Raw genomic sequence first — 13,748 nt, 5'->3', positions numbered from 1 at the left:
GCCCCGGAGGTGTCCGGTCGCGCCGCCCCGGCCGTGGCGGACCCTTCGTCGCTCACCGTGCCGCCCTTCCGCCGTCCCTTGATCACGCCGTCCCGCGTCATTGTGCCGTCCGGTGATCCCGGTGTCCCGAAAATCGCGCACGGTACGCGAACGGGCACCGAACGGGCATCCCCGGACCGGCCGCCCCGCCCGGCGGAAAGCCCGTCCTTGGCCATGAGGAACACTGGGGGCGTCCCGCGAACCGACCGGAAGCAGCACATGTCAGCGACGCCCGCGCCCCTCCTCGACGTCTCCGGCGAGCCCTCCGGCCCCGCCGACATCCGCCTCGTGGTGACCGACATGGACGGCACCCTGCTGGACGACGACAAGCGGCCGCCCATCACCCTGCGGCCCCTGCTCGCCGAACTCCGGCGCCGGGGCGTGCTGTTCAGCCCCGCGAGCGGCCGCCAGTACGCGACGCTGGCCGAGGAGTTCGCCGACGTGGCCGAGGGCATGGTGTTCATCGCGGAGAACGGCACCTATGTGGTCCGCGACGGCGTCGAACTCAGCTCCGACCCGCTGGACCACGCGACCGCCGCCGAGCTGGCCCGCACCGTACGGGGGCTGGCCGCGCGGGGCGTGGACGCCGGCGCCGTGGTCTGCGGCAAGCGGGCGGCGTACGTGGAGCGGACCGACGAGGCGTTCCTCGCGGAGGTGCGCAAGTACTACGTGGAGCACCGCGTGGTCGAGGACGTGACCGCGGTGGACGACGAGATCATCAAGGTCGCGGTGTACGACTTCGGCTCCGCCGAACAAGGCGCCGCCCCCGCCCTCGCGCCGTTCGCCGACACCCACCAGGTCGTGGTGTCCGGCGAGCACTGGGTGGACGTGATGAACCGCACCGCCAACAAGGGCGCCGCCCTGCGCGGCCTCCAGCGCGAGCTGGGCATCACCCCGGCCCAGACCATGGTCTTCGGCGACTACCTCAACGACCTGGAGATGCTGGACGCCGCCGACTGGTCCTTCGCCATGGCCAACGCCCACCCGGACGTCATCAGCCGCGCCCGCCACCTGGCCCCGTCCAACAACGACCACGGGGTCCCCCGGACGGTCGCCCGGATTCTCGGCATAACGCTCTAGCCGAGCACCGAGTCCAGGAAGCCCGTCAGCTCCGCGAAGACCTTCGCGCGGTCGGTCTCGTGGAAGACCTCATGGCGGGCGCCGGGGAAAATACGCTCGGTGGCGCGGCCGGCGCCGAGGCGCTCCACGCCGGTACGGCTGCCCTCGATCGGGACCAGCCGGTCGTCGTCGCCGTGCAACCAGAGCAGGGGCAGGCCGCCCAGGTCGCCGCCCGCGGCCACGGCCGCCAGCCCTCGCTCGAAGGCCATAAGAGTCGGCCGTTTCATGGGGCCGTGCCACACCAGCGGGTCGGCGGCGTAGGCCGCGCCCACCGCCGGGTCGCGGGAGAGCGCGGCCGGGCTGACCGGCACGTCCGGGATCTCGTCCAGCGCGAGCAGCCGCCCCGGCAGGGCCCACGTACCGACCACCGGCCCCGACAGCACCAGCGCGCTCAGCTCGGACCCGTACCGCTGGGCGTAGCGGGCCGCGATGAGGCCGCCCATGGAGTGGCCCACCATGACCAGCGGCAGACCTGTGTGCTCGGCCCGGGCCAGGTCCGCCGCCGCGTGGAGGTCGGTCACCACGTCCTCGAAGTCCGCGATCACCGCCCGCTCGCCCGCCGACCTGCCGTGCCCGACGTGGTCGGGCGCGTACACCGCCGCCCCGTGCCCGGTGAGCACCCCGGCGACCTCGTCGTACCGGCCCGCGTGCTCGCCGTACCCGTGCACCAGCAGGGCGAGGTAGCGGGGCGCCGGGTGCGGCCAGGCGCGGACGTGCAGCGCGCCGTGGACGCCCTGGCGGGTGTGGGGGTGTACGTCGGTCATGGGGATCTCCTCCGGCGTGGTCGCGTGGGTCACTCCGGGGGGATCTTCCCAGGGGGCCGGTGCGCGGTCTATAGTCCGGTAGAGCCCAAAACTAGCAGTGCTAATTAAGTCGCTCCGTCCCGGCGGGGCGTAGGTTCACGCTGATCCACAACGTCGTCGGTCAGGAGTCCCGAGTTGCGTCCCGTCCATTACGCGGCCGCCCGCCGCACGCCCATCGGCAAGCTGCGCGGCGCCCTGTCCTCCGTGCGGCCCGACGACCTCGCGGCGGCCGTCGTCCGCGACCTGGTGAGCGGCGTGCCCGCCCTCGACCCGGCCCGGATCGACGACGTGTACTGGGGCGCCGCCAACCAGGCCGGCGAGGACAACCGCAACATCGCCCGCATGGCCGTGCTGCTCGCCGGGCTCCCCGACTCCGTGCCCGGCGCCACCGTCAACCGGCTCTGCGCCTCCGGCCTGGAGGCGGTCACCACCGCCGCCCGCACCATCGCGGCCGGTGAGGCGGACATCGTCATCGCGGGCGGCTCCGAGTCCATGAGCCGCGCCCCCTTCGTGCTGCCCCGGCCCGACGAGGCCCTCCCGCACCGCATGGAGACCTACGACACCCGCCTCGGCTGGCGCCTCACCAACCCGGCGATGAAGGACCTGCACGGCGTCCTGGCCATGGGCGAGACCGCCGAGGAGGTCGCCCAGCGGTACGGCATCTCCCGTGAACGGCAGGACGAGTTCGCCCTGCGCAGCCACCGACTCGCCGCCACCGCACGGAAGAACGGCCACTTCGACGCCGAACTCCTGCCCCTGGAGCGCCCGGACGGCATCACCGTCGACCGCGACGAATGCGTACGCGAGGACACCTCCCTGGAGAAACTCGCCCGCCTCAAGCCGGTGTTCCGCAAGGACGGCACGGTCACCGCGGGCAACGCCTCACCCATGAACGACGGCGCAGCCGGACTCCTCCTGGTCAGCGAGGACGCGCTCGAGGAACTCGGCCTCGAATCCCTCGGCCGGTACGTCGCCGGCGCCTCGGCGGGCGTCCACCCCGACGTGATGGGCATCGGACCGGTCCCCGCCACCCGCAAGGCGCTCGCCCGCGTCGGCTGGAGCGTGGAGGACCTCCAGGAGGCCGAGTTCAACGAGGCGTTCGCCGCCCAGGCCCTCGCCTCCGTCGACCAACTGGGCATCGACCCCGGCCTGGTGAACCCCACCGGGGGCGCCATCGCCCTCGGCCACCCCCTCGGCTGCTCCGGCGCCCGCATCCTCACCACCCTGCTGCACCGCATGCGCCGCACCGGCGCCGGACGCGGCCTCGCCACCATGTGCGTCGGGGTCGGGCAGGGCAGCGCGGTCCTGGTGGAGCGCCCCTGAACCACCCCGACGGACCTTCCTGGCAAGGGAGTTCCGCAGTACGAGTCGCACCGCAGGAAACGGAGCCGCACCTCATGGCAACCCTGTCCGTCGCCGCCATCCTGGCCGAGAACGCCCGCCGCCGCCCCGACCGGACGGCCCTCGTCGAGGGCGACCTGCGCCTCACCTTCGCCGAGGCCTGGCGCCGTTCCCTCGCCCAGGCCGGCGCGCTCGCCGCCCTCGGCGTACGGCCGGGTGACCGGGTCGCCCTGATGGCCCCCAACACCGCCGAGTTCCCGCTCGCCTACTACGCGGCCATGGCGGTGGGCGGCGTCGTCGTCCCCGTCCACCTGCTGCTCTCCGCGGCCGAGGTGGAGCACGTCCTCAAGGACAGCGGCGCCACCCTGCTGCTCGCCCACCCCGCCCAGGAGGCCACCGCCCGCGCGGCCGCCGAGCCCCTCGGCATCCGCGTGGTCGTCCTCGGCGAGGAGCTGGAGAAGCTCGCGGTCGACGCCGAGCCCCCGCGCTCGTACGTCACCCGGTCCGCCGACGATCCGGCCGTCGTCTTCTACACCAGCGGCACCACGGGCGTCCCGAAGGGCGCCGTGCTCAGTCACTTCAACATCGTGATGAACGCGACCGTCAACGCCTTCGACGCCAACGACATCCGCCCCGACGACATCGTCCTCGGCGCGCTCCCGCTCTTCCACGCCTTCGGGCAGACGGTCTCCCTCAACTCCACCTGGCGCGCGGGCGCGACGCTCGTCCTGATGCCCCGCTTCGACGCCGCCCGCGCCATCGAGATCATGGTCCAGGAGCGGGTCAACACCTTCCATGGTGTCCCCACCATGTTCGTCTCCCTCGCCGCCGTCGCGGCCGACGCCACCGCCCTGCCCGACCTGCGGCTGTGCATCTCCGGCGGCGCCTCGCTGCCGGTGGCCGTGCTGGAACGGTTCGAGTCGGCGTTCGGCGCCCGGATCTACGAGGGGTACGGCCTGTCGGAGACCTCCCCGGCCGCCACCGTCAACCAGCCCGTCTTCGGCACCCGTGCCGGCACCATCGGCCACCCCCTGTGGGGCGTGGACGCCGAGATCGCCCGGGCGGACGTCGAGGACCGCGTCGAACTCCTCCCGCCCGGCGAGCTGGGCGAGGTCGTCATCCGGGGCCACAACGTCTTCTCCGGCTACCTCGGCCGCCCGGAGGCCACCGCCGAGGCGCTGGTCGACGGCTGGTTCCGCACCGGCGACCTCGGCACCAAGGACGAGGACGGGTTCCTGCGGATCGTCGACCGCAAGAAGGACGTCATCATCCGCGGCGGCTACAACGTCTACCCCCGCGAGGTCGAGGAGGTCCTGGCCCGGCACCCGGAGATCGCCCAGGTCGCCGTCATCGGGCTCCCCGACGAACTGCACGGCGAGGAGATCTGCGCGGTCGTCGTCCCCGCACCGGGCAGCACGCCCGACTCCGCCGCCATCACCGAGTGGTCCAAGGAGCACCTCGGCAAGCACAAGTACCCCCGCCGCGTGGAGTTCACCGGGGAACTCCCGCTCGGCCCCAGCATGAAGGTGCTCAAGCGGGAACTGCGCGCCCAGTACACCGCCCGCTGAGCCACCGGCGCCCGGCTGGACGTGTGCACATAGCATCAGTCTCCGCATGAACACGATGACGCTCTGGCACATATCCGGCTGGGAGTTCGCCGCCCTGGCCCTCGCCGCCCTCCTGGTCGGCTTCTCCAAGACCGCGGTCAGCGGGGCCAACACGGTCAGCCTCGCCGTCTTCGCGGCAGTCCTGCCCGCCCGCGCCTCCACCGGCGTACTCCTCCCGCTCCTCATCGCGGGCGACACGTTCGCCGTCCTCACTTACCGTCGGCACGCCCACTGGCCCACCCTGTGGCGGCTGTTCCCGGCCGTCGCGGCCGGCGTGGTGGCGGGCACGCTCTTCCTCGCCCGGGCCGGTGACGGGATCGTACGGGTCTCCATCGGCGTGATCCTGCTGATGATGACCGGCATCACCCTGTGGCGACGGCGCCAGGAGGCGACGGAGGACGTCAGCACGCGGACCGGCCGCGCGACGGCGGGGGCGTACGGCGTGACGGGGGGCTTCACCACCATGGTCGCCAACGCGGGCGGACCGGTGATGTCGATGTACCTGCTCTCCGCCGGCTTCCGCAAAATGGGCTTCCTCGGCACCTCCGCCTTCTTCTTCCTCATCGTCAACGTCGCCAAGATCCCCTTCAGCGCCGCCCTCGGCCTGATCGACGGCAACTCGCTGCTGCTGGACGCGGCCCTGCTGGTCTTCGTCGTCCCCGGCGCGTTCCTCGGCCGATGGGCCGTCCACAAGATCAACCAGCGGCTCTTCGACCGCATCGTCATCGTGGCGACCGTCGTCGGGGCGCTCGAACTCCTGCTGACCTGACCGGATGCGTACGCTCACCCCATGCCCGCGCACGTCCTGATCCTCGGCGGCACCACCGAGTCCCGCCGCCTCGCCACCGCCCTCGCCACCCGCGCCGGCCTCCGGGTCACCACCTCGCTCGCGGGGCGCGTGAGCCGGCCGGGGGCGGTCGACGGCGAGGTCCGCCTCGGCGGGTTCGGGGGCGCGGCGGGGCTCGCCGACTGGCTGCGCGCCCACCGGGTGGCCGCGCTGGTGGACGCGACCCATCCCTTCGCGGAGCGGATCACGGCGAACGCGGCGGAGGCGGCACGGATGGCCGGAATCCCGCACGCTGTCCTGCGCCGCCCCGGCTGGGACCTGGATGACGGCTGGTATCCGGTGGCCTCTCTGGAGGAGGCGGCGCGAACCGTACCCCGTCTGGGACAACGGGTGTTCCTCAGCACGGGGCGGCTCGGGCTGGCCGCCTTCGCGGGCCTGACGGACACTCGGTTCGTGGTCCGCTCGGTGGAACCACCGGAGCCACCGCTGCCCCCGCAGTGCGAACTGGTCCTGGCGCGAGGCCCGTTCACCCTTGCCGACGAGTTGGACCTGCTCCGGACGCACCGCATCGACGTACTGGTGACGAAGGACAGCGGGGGAGCGGCGACGGCACCGAAACTGGCCGCCGCCCGCTCGCTCTCGTTGCCGGTGGTCGTCGTACGCCGTCCTGAACTCCCTTCCGGCATAAGAGCGTTGCCGGACGTGGACGGCGTGCTGGACTGGCTGGCCGGGGTCATTCCCCCCGAGGGTGCCTGCGCAGCAGATACGTGTCCATGATCCACCCCTTGCGCTCCCGCGCCTCCGCCCGCACCCGCTCGATCCGCGGACCGGCCTCCGCGAGGGGACCGGAGACCAGGATCTCGTCCGGGGTGCCGATGTACGCGCCCCAGTAGATGTCGATGTCGTCCCCGGCGTACTCCCGGAACGCCTGGTGGGCGTCGAGCATCACCACCACGTCGTCCACCCCCTCCGGGAAGCCCTCCGCGAGCCGCCGCCCGGTGGTGATCTGCACCGGCCGCGCCACCCGGTTCAGGCCGGTCCGGTGCCGGGCGACCAGCGCGGAGACACTGCTGATGCCGGGCACCACGTCGTACGTGAACTGCACCGCGCCCCCCGCCAGCACCTCCTCCAGGATGCCGAGCGTGCTGTCGTACAGCGAGGGGTCGCCCCACACCAGGAACGCGCCCGTGCCGTCCTCCGCGACCTCGTCCGCGATGAGCCGCTCGTAGATCCCCGCGCGGGCGGTCCGCCAGTCCTCGACGGCCGGCGAGTAGGCCGCACCGCCCGCCCTCCGGTCCCGCTCCGGGTCCCTGGCCGCCACCACCCGGTAGGACCCCTCGGGCAGATGCGCGTCCAGGATGTCCCGGCGCAGCCGCGTCAGATCACTCTTCACCTCGCCCTTGTCGAGCAGGAAGAACACGTCCGTGCCACGCAGCGCCTTGACCGCCTGCAACGTGAGCTGGTCGGGGTCGCCCGCGCCGATACCGATGACATGAATCTTTCGCACACGCCGAGTCTGCCCCACGGGCTGGAGGGGGCCGGATACGGGGGCGGCGCTTCCCGTCGCAAATGGGTACTCGGCCCCTCCGGTGAGCCCGGACGGGCCGGGACCCGCGGACGGAGGCAGCCCGCCATGTACGACAGCCCCCTCGCAGGCCGTACCGTCGTCGTGACCGGGGCCGCCCGCGGCCTGGGCGCGGCCCTGGCCCACGCCTTCGCCGAGCGCGGCGCGCGACTCGCCTTGCTCGGCCTGGAAGGGCCTCAACTGGAGGGGGTGGCCGCCTCGCTCCCGCCGCCGGTGATCGCCCTGGAGGTCGACATCACCGACTTCCACGCCCTGGAGCGCGCGGCGGTGGAGGTACGGGACCGGCTGGGCCGTCCGTCCGTCGTCGTCGCCAACGCGGGGATCGCCGAGGGCGGCCCCTTCGCCGGGTCCGTCCCCGAGTCGTGGCGGCGGGTGATCGACGTCAACCTGGTCGGCAGCGCCCTGACCGCGCGGGCCTTCCTCGCCGACCTGCTGGCCACGTCCGGCTACTTCCTGCAGGTGGCGTCGCTGGCCGCGTTCGGCGCCTCTCCGATGATGAGCGCCTACTGCGCGTCCAAGGCGGGCGTCGAGGCGTTCGCCCGCGCTCTCCAGGCCGAGGTCGCCCATGAGTCCATCGGCGTGGGCATCGCCTACATCAACTGGACCGACACCGACATGACCCGCGACGCCGACCACTACCCGGTACTCCGCGAACTCCGCGCCCACATGCCGGCCCCGGCCCGCAAGGTGTACCCGGCGGAGGTGGTGGCGGAACGCCTGGTCCGCGCGGTGGAACACCGGCGCACGTCGGTGTACGTACCCGCCTGGCTACGGCTCGCCCAGTGGGGGCGCGCGGTGCTGCCGCCGGTGGTACGGCATGTCTCCGGCAGGGCGCTGCCGCGCTTGCAGGAGGAGCGGTCGTTGCCCCCTACGGGGTTGCTGGGGGCGGGGGGAGTGGCGGACGAGACGTGGCGGGAGGGGCGGGTGTGAGGCGGGGTGACTCGGTGGCGGCGTCGATGGGAGCGGCGGTCCGCTCCAGCCGCCCGGCGAGGTCCACGGCCCAGGCGGCGAGGCCGGGGAGGTCGAGGTCGTAGGGGCGGGGCGGGCGCTGTTCCGCCGACCAAGCCGTCACCGCTGCCGCGCCCCGGCGGAGGAGGCGGGGGCCGCCCGTGGTGTTGCCGCGGGCGGAGTGGGTGAGGCCCACGGCGAGCTGGGCGAGGCCGCGCCACAGCTCGCGCTCGGCGTCGGGGCCGGACTTCCAGGCGTCCTCGAACACCTCGTGCGCGTGGAACGGCTTACCGGCGTCCAGCAGCGCCTGCGCCTCCGTGACCGTCTCGTCCGGGCTTCGCACGACCCCCTCGGGCTGCCGCTCGACCCCGTCGGCCCCGTACGGCAAGGGCCGCCCCAGCCCGTCCCGGGGCCGCGCGTTCCGCGCCCGCCCCTCGGTGTCCCGGTCGCGCCCGCCGATCTCTCCGCCTGCCTCCACGTCTGCCATGCGACCGATTCTCCCCCGCTCCGCCCGCAACTCGCTTCGGAGGAGTCCCGTACGTGGGGTAAAGTGCTGTTCGCGCGATCACGCGGGTCACCGCGAGTGAGCGCATCGGGACGTGGCGCAGCTTGGTAGCGCACTTGACTGGGGGTCAAGGGGTCGCAGGTTCAAATCCTGTCGTCCCGACTTTACGAAGTCGCAGCTGAGGGCCGGTTACGGAGAAATCCGCAACCGGCCCTCGGCCGTTCCTGGGGACCAGTTGGGGACCGGGAGCGTCCGCTCTGGACGGCATCTGACAGGACGCGGAGCCCGGGCACCTGCGTGTGGAAGGCGTGACGCAGCGCGGGGGACAGAGGAGGCGCACGAGACCGCCCCCACCTGCCGCCCACCGCCACAGTCCGTCGGCGATGGACGTGTACCGAGCCGACGGGCTCCGCACATCGGCCGATTCGGTCATGGCGCCGGGAGCCGCTCTTCGCCAACGGGCCTCGTCAGCCCACCGGAACCGCGCCGCGTCGAGCGTTCCGCCGGCTTCCGTTGATCAGGTCGTTGAACCGGTCGACGGCCCAGATCATCCGCAGCCCTGGAGCGCCCATCATCATGGGGCGCCCGAACTTGGGCTTCTTCACCCAGAGTGCCTTCAGGTCCTCGTGCTGTTCGCCGTCCACGATGTGGTCGGCGATGAGAGAACCGAGGTACGGCGCCTGGGCCAAGCCGTGGCCATTGCAGGCGACCGAGTAGAAGATGTCGTCGTCGATGTCGCCGGCGAGCGGAAGCCACGACGTCGTGATCCCGATCCATCCGCCCCAGGCTCGAGCGGCTGCGACGTCGGCCAGCGCGGGGAAGCGGGTTTCGAAGCCGCGTGCGAGGTCGGCGACGACCGCCTCGTCCGGCTTTCTCAGGGGAAGCGGGCAGCTCTTCCCCCGTTGGATCCGACGGACGCCGAACACGATCGTGTTGCGCGAGGTGAGCCGATAGTTCTCCATGAAGTTGTGCTGGGTGACCACCCCCGACCGGCTGGTCCAGCCGAGCGCGGCCAGGCGCGCGGGATCGATGGGCTCGGTCTCCACCTCGGTGACCCAGATGGGCACGGACAGTCGCTTCGGAGTGATCGCCAGCTCGCCGCCGAAGGCGTTCGTCGCGAGCACGAGCTTGTTCGCGCGCACCACGCCCCGGGGTGTCTCGACGGTGACGTGACCGCCGTCCCGCGTGACGTCGGTGACCCTCGTCCGTTCGAAGACCCGGGCACTCGACGAGAGGACGGCGCGGCGGATGCCCAGGCTGAACTTGCCGGGGTTCATCATCCCGCCGACGGACTCGCGAAAACCGCCGAGGAATCCGCGGGGGATGCCCAGCTCCGCACTCGTACCGAGTTCGACCTTCCCGCCGGCCTTCCGCAGGATCTTGGTCACGCGACGCACGCGGCCCATCTGCCCACGGGAAACCGCGGCGCAGACGTTGCCGGTGGCCTCGTAGTCGCAATCGATGTCCAGCTGTTCGATCAGGCGCTCCACGAAGTGCGCGGAGTTCTCGGCGAACCGGACGATGCCGGGGAACTTCCTGGGGTAGAGGATGTTCAGGAACTGGATGTCGCCGCCCGGGGCACCTGCCAGCTGGCCGGCATTGCGCGAGGCGGAGCCGTGGCCGCAGAACTCGGCCTCCAGCAGCACCACGTCCTGGCCACGCTCGGCCAGCCGCAGCGCCGTCGACATCCCGGCCAGGCCGCCGCCCACGACCGCCACCTCACAGGTGATGTCCTCCTCCAGGGCGGACTGGACGTTGCTGGGCGGGTCGACCCATCCACTGAAGGTGGTGTACTCGACGTTGTCCGTCTTCATCTCACGGTTCCTTGCTTCGCGTTGTACGTGGCAGCGGCTCGACTTCAGACCAGCCGGCGCTTGAGGATCTTTCCGCTGCCGGTCATCGGCAGGCTCGACACGATCTCGACGATGCGGGGGTACTTGTAGGAGGCCATCTGCTCCCTGCCCCAGGCGACGAGCTCGTCGGCGGTGAGGACGGCGTCCTTCTCGAGGATCACGAAAGCCTTGACCTCCTCGCCGTGACTGTCGTGCGGGACGCCGACGACCGCCGCGAGGCTCACCGCGGGATGGGTGTGGAGCACCTCCTCGATCTCGCGGGGGTAGACGTTGAAACCGCCGCGGATGATGAGGTCCTTGGCCCGGTCGACGATGTAGTAGAAGCCGTCCTCGTCGCGTCGTGCGAGGTCCCCGGTGCGGAACCATCCCTCACGGATAGCCTCGGCCGTCGCCTCCGGACGGTTGTAGTAGCCCTTCATGACGTTGTGGCCCCGGATCGCGATCTCGCCGACCTCCCCGGCCCCGGTGACCTCCGTCCAGTCCGGTCGGATCAGCTTCACCTCCACACCCCAGATCGGAACGCCGATCGAGCCCGGTCGGGTCTCGAGCCGGGGGTCGCTGAACGTGGCGACGGGCGACGTCTCGGACAGCCCGTACCCTTCGAGCACGGTGACGCCGAGGCGCTGCTCGACCCGGTTGATGATCTCGACCGGCAGGGCCGCCCCGCCGGAGACGCCGATCCGCAGGTTGTCGGCGATCCGACGGACGTCGACGTCGTCGGTGAGGGCGTTGAGCAGCCCCCACCACATGGTCGGAACGCCGGCGAAGAACGTGATGACCTCGCGGCTCATGAGCTCGACCACCTCACGGGCGGCGAAGCGCGGCACGAGGTGCAAGGTCGCCGCGACCGAGAACCCCGCGTGCATCTGCACCGTCGCGCCGAAGGTGTGGAACAGGGGAAGGCACACCACGTGGCTGTCGGTGGCCGGTTCGTTGCGGAACAACCGGTTGCCGGCCAGCACGTTCATCATCGTGTTCGCGTGGGAGAGTTCGGCGCCCTTGGCCTGTCCCGTCGTTCCCGACGTGTAGAGGACGACCGCGGTGTCGGTCGGCTCCCTGACCACCGACTCGAACACGGTGCTCATGCCGGCGAGTGCCTGACCGAGCGTCTCGGTACCGGCGATCGGGCTGGGAGCCTCCTGGTCGGCGGTGATGACGAAGAAGTGCTCGACCGTCCTGGCCTCGCGGTACCCGGCGTGGCCCTCCGCGGCCATGGCGAGCTCCGGAGTTCCCTCGAAGCAGAAGTACGCCGAGACATCCGCGTCGTCCAGGTGGTAGGCGATCTCGCGGCCCTTGAGCAGGACGTTGAGCGGGACCACGACCGCACCCGCCTTGAGCACGCCGTAGTAGACGATGGGGAAGGAGGGCAGGTTGGGGCAGCTGAGGGCGACCTTGTCACCGGGCCTGATGCCCCGGGACACCAGCAGGTTGGCGACCTGGTTCGCCGCCGCGTCGACCTGACGGTAGGTCAGCCGGGTCGGGCCGAGCACGAGTGCGTCCCGGTCCGGGAACGTGCGGGCGGAGTCTTCGAGGAGGATCGAGAGGTTCAGCAAGGTGGTTCTCCAGCGGCTCTGGGTTCGGTCATCGGGTGGTCTCGACGGCTGAGTCGAAGACGTCGGCCCTCAGCCGCTGCGTCCTTCACCCGTGTCCCGGACACGACAGCGGCGCGTTTCACAGCGGAAGGTCCGGCGAGTCGACTCCGACCACCCGGTCACCGCAGAACACGCGCACCGACTCGGCGGGGCCGTGACCGCCGATGCCGGACGGTCCCCAGAAGCTCTGCGCGGAATCGTCACCGAGGTCGGCGAGCTTGGCGCCGTTGACCCGCACCTCGCCGGACAGCACGCGCGAGCCGACCTCGATCGCCCGCTCCGTGTCGCCGCCGAACACGTAGGCGTCGAGTCCCGAGGGGTGGGCGTTCGCGATGCGCAGCGCCTCCTCGTCGGAATCGACGGCGTGCAGGGACACCACGGGACCGAACAGCTCCGCGGTGGCCTTCGCCGGGTCGGCCCCGGCGGCGACGGTCGGCGAGAGGAAGAACCCGTCGAGCCCGGGCAGCCGGGCAGGCCGGTGGACGCTCGCCCCCAGGGCGCGCAGTCCTTCGATCCGGCTCTCCAGCGTCGCGAAGTGCGGTGCGTTGGAGATGGGACCGAGCTCGGCGCTCTCGTCGAGCGAATGACCGATCACGACCTTGGATATGCGCTCGGTCAGCGCTTCGAGCAGCGGCCCCACCAGGCTCCTGTGGGCGAGGACCTTGCCCGGCCCCTCACACCACTGGCCGTTCAGTTTGGTCATGCCCTCGAAGATTCCGTCGGCGGCCACCTCGACGTCGGCGTCGTCCAGGACGAGCGCGGGGTTGTTGCCGCCGAGCTCCAGCTGAAGGACCTTGAAGTCCTCCGCGGCGGCCCGGGCGATCGCCCGGCCGGCGGCCGGACCACCGGTGAACGACAGAACCCTGACGCGCGGGTCACCGGTCAGTGCGGCACCCACGTCGCCCCGGCCGTGCACGAGCTGCAGCGTGCCGCTGGGCAGCCCGGCTTCGACGAAGCACTCGACGATGATCTGCGCGCTGCCCGGTGCGTGCTCCGACGGCTTCAGAATCACCGGACAGCCCGCCGCGACCGCGCTCACCACCTTCGCCGCGGGAATGAAGCTCGGGCCGTTCCACGGCGTGAGGATCGCGGCCGGCCCCCACGGGACCTTGTACAGGCGGACATCGCGGCCGCCCGCCGCCAGAGCTCGTACCCGGGGGATGTCCAGCAGGTCCGCCGCCGTCGCCCGAATCCTGGCGGGCAGGAACGCCGCCACCTTCCGGGTGGCGCCGATCGGCACACCGCTGGTCAGGGAATCCGTGCGGGCGATGTCCTCGACTCGGGTCTCGATGAGTGCGGCGACGCGTTCGAGCACGTCGGCACGCTCCTGGCGGGCCTCGTCGTCCCACCGGCCGACGTCGTACACGCGCTCGGCGTGCCGCAGCGCCCGCTCGACGTCTTCGGATCCGGTCGTGACCACGCGGTGCACCGGTTCCCGGGTGTTGGGGTCGACGTTCCATTCGCCCCGGACCGTCTCGCAGTCGCTCCAGGCGTCCGCGATGTAGTTCACCGGCTGGGGGATCGTCGTCTCGCCGCTCGACATGTGAGTCACCTCTGCGTCCGTTGTCG

The 13,748-nt window shown here is 71.7% G+C and carries 12 protein-coding genes and 1 tRNA gene; 7 read left to right on the top strand and 6 right to left on the bottom strand.

What is annotated here, in order from left to right; all coding sequences use genetic code 11:
• Positions 1-258: 258 nt before the first annotated feature.
• The gene (locus tag OG448_RS04330) at positions 259-1,119 is read left to right on the top strand and encodes a Cof-type HAD-IIB family hydrolase (RefSeq protein ID WP_405551600.1); all 861 of its coding nucleotides are present in this window, start codon (positions 259-261) and stop codon (positions 1,117-1,119) included.
• On the opposite strand, the gene OG448_RS04325 is transcribed toward OG448_RS04330, so the two are convergent.
• The gene (locus OG448_RS04325) at positions 1,116-1,922 is read right to left on the bottom strand and encodes an alpha/beta hydrolase (protein ID WP_405551599.1); all 807 of its coding nucleotides are present in this window, start codon (positions 1,920-1,922) and stop codon (positions 1,116-1,118) included. The two genes, OG448_RS04330 and OG448_RS04325, sit on opposite strands and share 4 nt — an antisense overlap.
• Positions 1,923-2,096: 174 nt before the next feature.
• Here OG448_RS04325 and OG448_RS04320 point away from each other — a divergent pair, with 174 nt between their 5' ends.
• The 4 genes from OG448_RS04320 to OG448_RS04305 all read left to right on the top strand — a co-directional run bounded on the left by OG448_RS04320 (position 2,097) and on the right by OG448_RS04305 (position 6,473).
• On the top strand, positions 2,097-3,284 hold the full coding sequence (locus OG448_RS04320; RefSeq protein WP_405551598.1) for a thiolase family protein: 1,188 nt from the start codon (positions 2,097-2,099) through the stop codon (positions 3,282-3,284).
• A 74-nt stretch (positions 3,285-3,358) separates the two neighbouring features.
• Entirely contained in the window at positions 3,359-4,870 is a 1,512-nt protein-coding gene (locus OG448_RS04315; protein ID WP_405551597.1) for a long-chain-fatty-acid--CoA ligase, read from the top strand.
• A 46-nt stretch (positions 4,871-4,916) separates the two neighbouring features.
• Complete coding sequence (locus OG448_RS04310) at positions 4,917-5,678, top strand: sulfite exporter TauE/SafE family protein (protein ID WP_405551596.1); 762 nt, start codon at positions 4,917-4,919, stop codon at positions 5,676-5,678.
• Positions 5,679-5,699: 21 nt separating this feature from the next.
• Positions 5,700-6,473 (top strand): cobalt-precorrin-6A reductase, encoded by a 774-nt coding sequence (locus tag OG448_RS04305; RefSeq protein ID WP_405551595.1) that lies wholly within the window; start codon positions 5,700-5,702, stop codon positions 6,471-6,473.
• Here the strand turns inward: OG448_RS04305 and cobF are convergent.
• Positions 6,430-7,203: a precorrin-6A synthase (deacetylating) gene (gene cobF / locus OG448_RS04300; protein WP_405551594.1), complete on the bottom strand. Its 774-nt coding sequence runs from the start codon at positions 7,201-7,203 to the stop codon at positions 6,430-6,432. The genes OG448_RS04305 and cobF overlap by 44 nt on opposite strands.
• A gap of 126 nt (positions 7,204-7,329) precedes the next feature.
• Here cobF and OG448_RS04295 point away from each other — a divergent pair, with 126 nt between their 5' ends.
• Positions 7,330-8,211 (top strand): SDR family oxidoreductase, encoded by an 882-nt coding sequence (locus OG448_RS04295; RefSeq protein ID WP_405551593.1) that lies wholly within the window; start codon positions 7,330-7,332, stop codon positions 8,209-8,211.
• Here the strand turns inward: OG448_RS04295 and OG448_RS04290 are convergent.
• Positions 8,150-8,716, bottom strand: a complete 567-nt coding sequence (locus tag OG448_RS04290; protein WP_405551592.1) for a DUF309 domain-containing protein — start codon at positions 8,714-8,716, stop codon at positions 8,150-8,152. The genes OG448_RS04295 and OG448_RS04290 overlap by 62 nt on opposite strands.
• Positions 8,717-8,822: 106 nt before the next feature.
• Between OG448_RS04290 and OG448_RS04285 the strand changes: the two genes are divergently transcribed.
• Positions 8,823-8,896 (top strand) — tRNA-Pro (locus OG448_RS04285).
• Between the two features lie 305 nt (positions 8,897-9,201).
• Here the strand turns inward: OG448_RS04285 and OG448_RS04280 are convergent.
• The 3 genes from OG448_RS04280 to OG448_RS04270 form a co-directional block, all read right to left on the bottom strand.
• Entirely contained in the window at positions 9,202-10,548 is a 1,347-nt protein-coding gene (locus OG448_RS04280) for an NAD(P)/FAD-dependent oxidoreductase (protein ID WP_405551591.1), read from the bottom strand.
• 44 nt (positions 10,549-10,592) lie between these two features.
• Positions 10,593-12,140 carry a long-chain-fatty-acid--CoA ligase gene (locus OG448_RS04275; protein ID WP_405551590.1) on the bottom strand — a complete coding sequence of 516 codons (1,548 nt, stop codon included), beginning with the start codon at positions 12,138-12,140 and terminating at the stop codon, positions 10,593-10,595.
• Positions 12,141-12,258: 118 nt separating this feature from the next.
• A complete protein-coding gene (locus OG448_RS04270) occupies positions 12,259-13,722 on the bottom strand; it encodes an aldehyde dehydrogenase family protein (protein WP_405551589.1) in 1,464 nt (487 codons plus the stop codon).
• Positions 13,723-13,748 lie beyond the last annotated feature (26 nt).

It is taken from the genome of Streptomyces sp. NBC_01171 (assembly GCF_045039805.1).
GTDB lineage: Bacteria > Actinomycetota > Actinomycetes > Streptomycetales > Streptomycetaceae > Streptomyces.
The sequence above is the reverse complement of the archived record's forward strand: the minus strand, read 5'-3'. Positions and strand labels throughout refer to the sequence as shown.

Excerpts from the sequence above, each read along its gene's own strand:
- OG448_RS04280 (WP_405551591.1), bottom strand. The coding sequence starts at position 10,548 with ATGAAGACGGACAACGTCGAGTACACCACCTTCAGTGGATGGGTCGAC.
- OG448_RS04305 (WP_405551595.1), top strand. The coding sequence starts at position 5,700 with ATGCCCGCGCACGTCCTGATCCTCGGCGGCACCACCGAGTCCCGCCGC.
- OG448_RS04310 (WP_405551596.1), top strand. The coding sequence starts at position 4,917 with ATGAACACGATGACGCTCTGGCACATATCCGGCTGGGAGTTCGCCGCC.
- OG448_RS04290 (WP_405551592.1), bottom strand. The coding sequence starts at position 8,716 with ATGGCAGACGTGGAGGCAGGCGGAGAGATCGGCGGGCGCGACCGGGAC.
- OG448_RS04295 (WP_405551593.1), top strand. The coding sequence starts at position 7,330 with ATGTACGACAGCCCCCTCGCAGGCCGTACCGTCGTCGTGACCGGGGCC.
- OG448_RS04325 (WP_405551599.1), bottom strand. The coding sequence starts at position 1,922 with ATGACCGACGTACACCCCCACACCCGCCAGGGCGTCCACGGCGCGCTG.
- OG448_RS04270 (WP_405551589.1), bottom strand. The coding sequence starts at position 13,722 with ATGTCGAGCGGCGAGACGACGATCCCCCAGCCGGTGAACTACATCGCG.
- OG448_RS04315 (WP_405551597.1), top strand. The coding sequence starts at position 3,359 with ATGGCAACCCTGTCCGTCGCCGCCATCCTGGCCGAGAACGCCCGCCGC.
- OG448_RS04330 (WP_405551600.1), top strand. The coding sequence starts at position 259 with ATGTCAGCGACGCCCGCGCCCCTCCTCGACGTCTCCGGCGAGCCCTCC.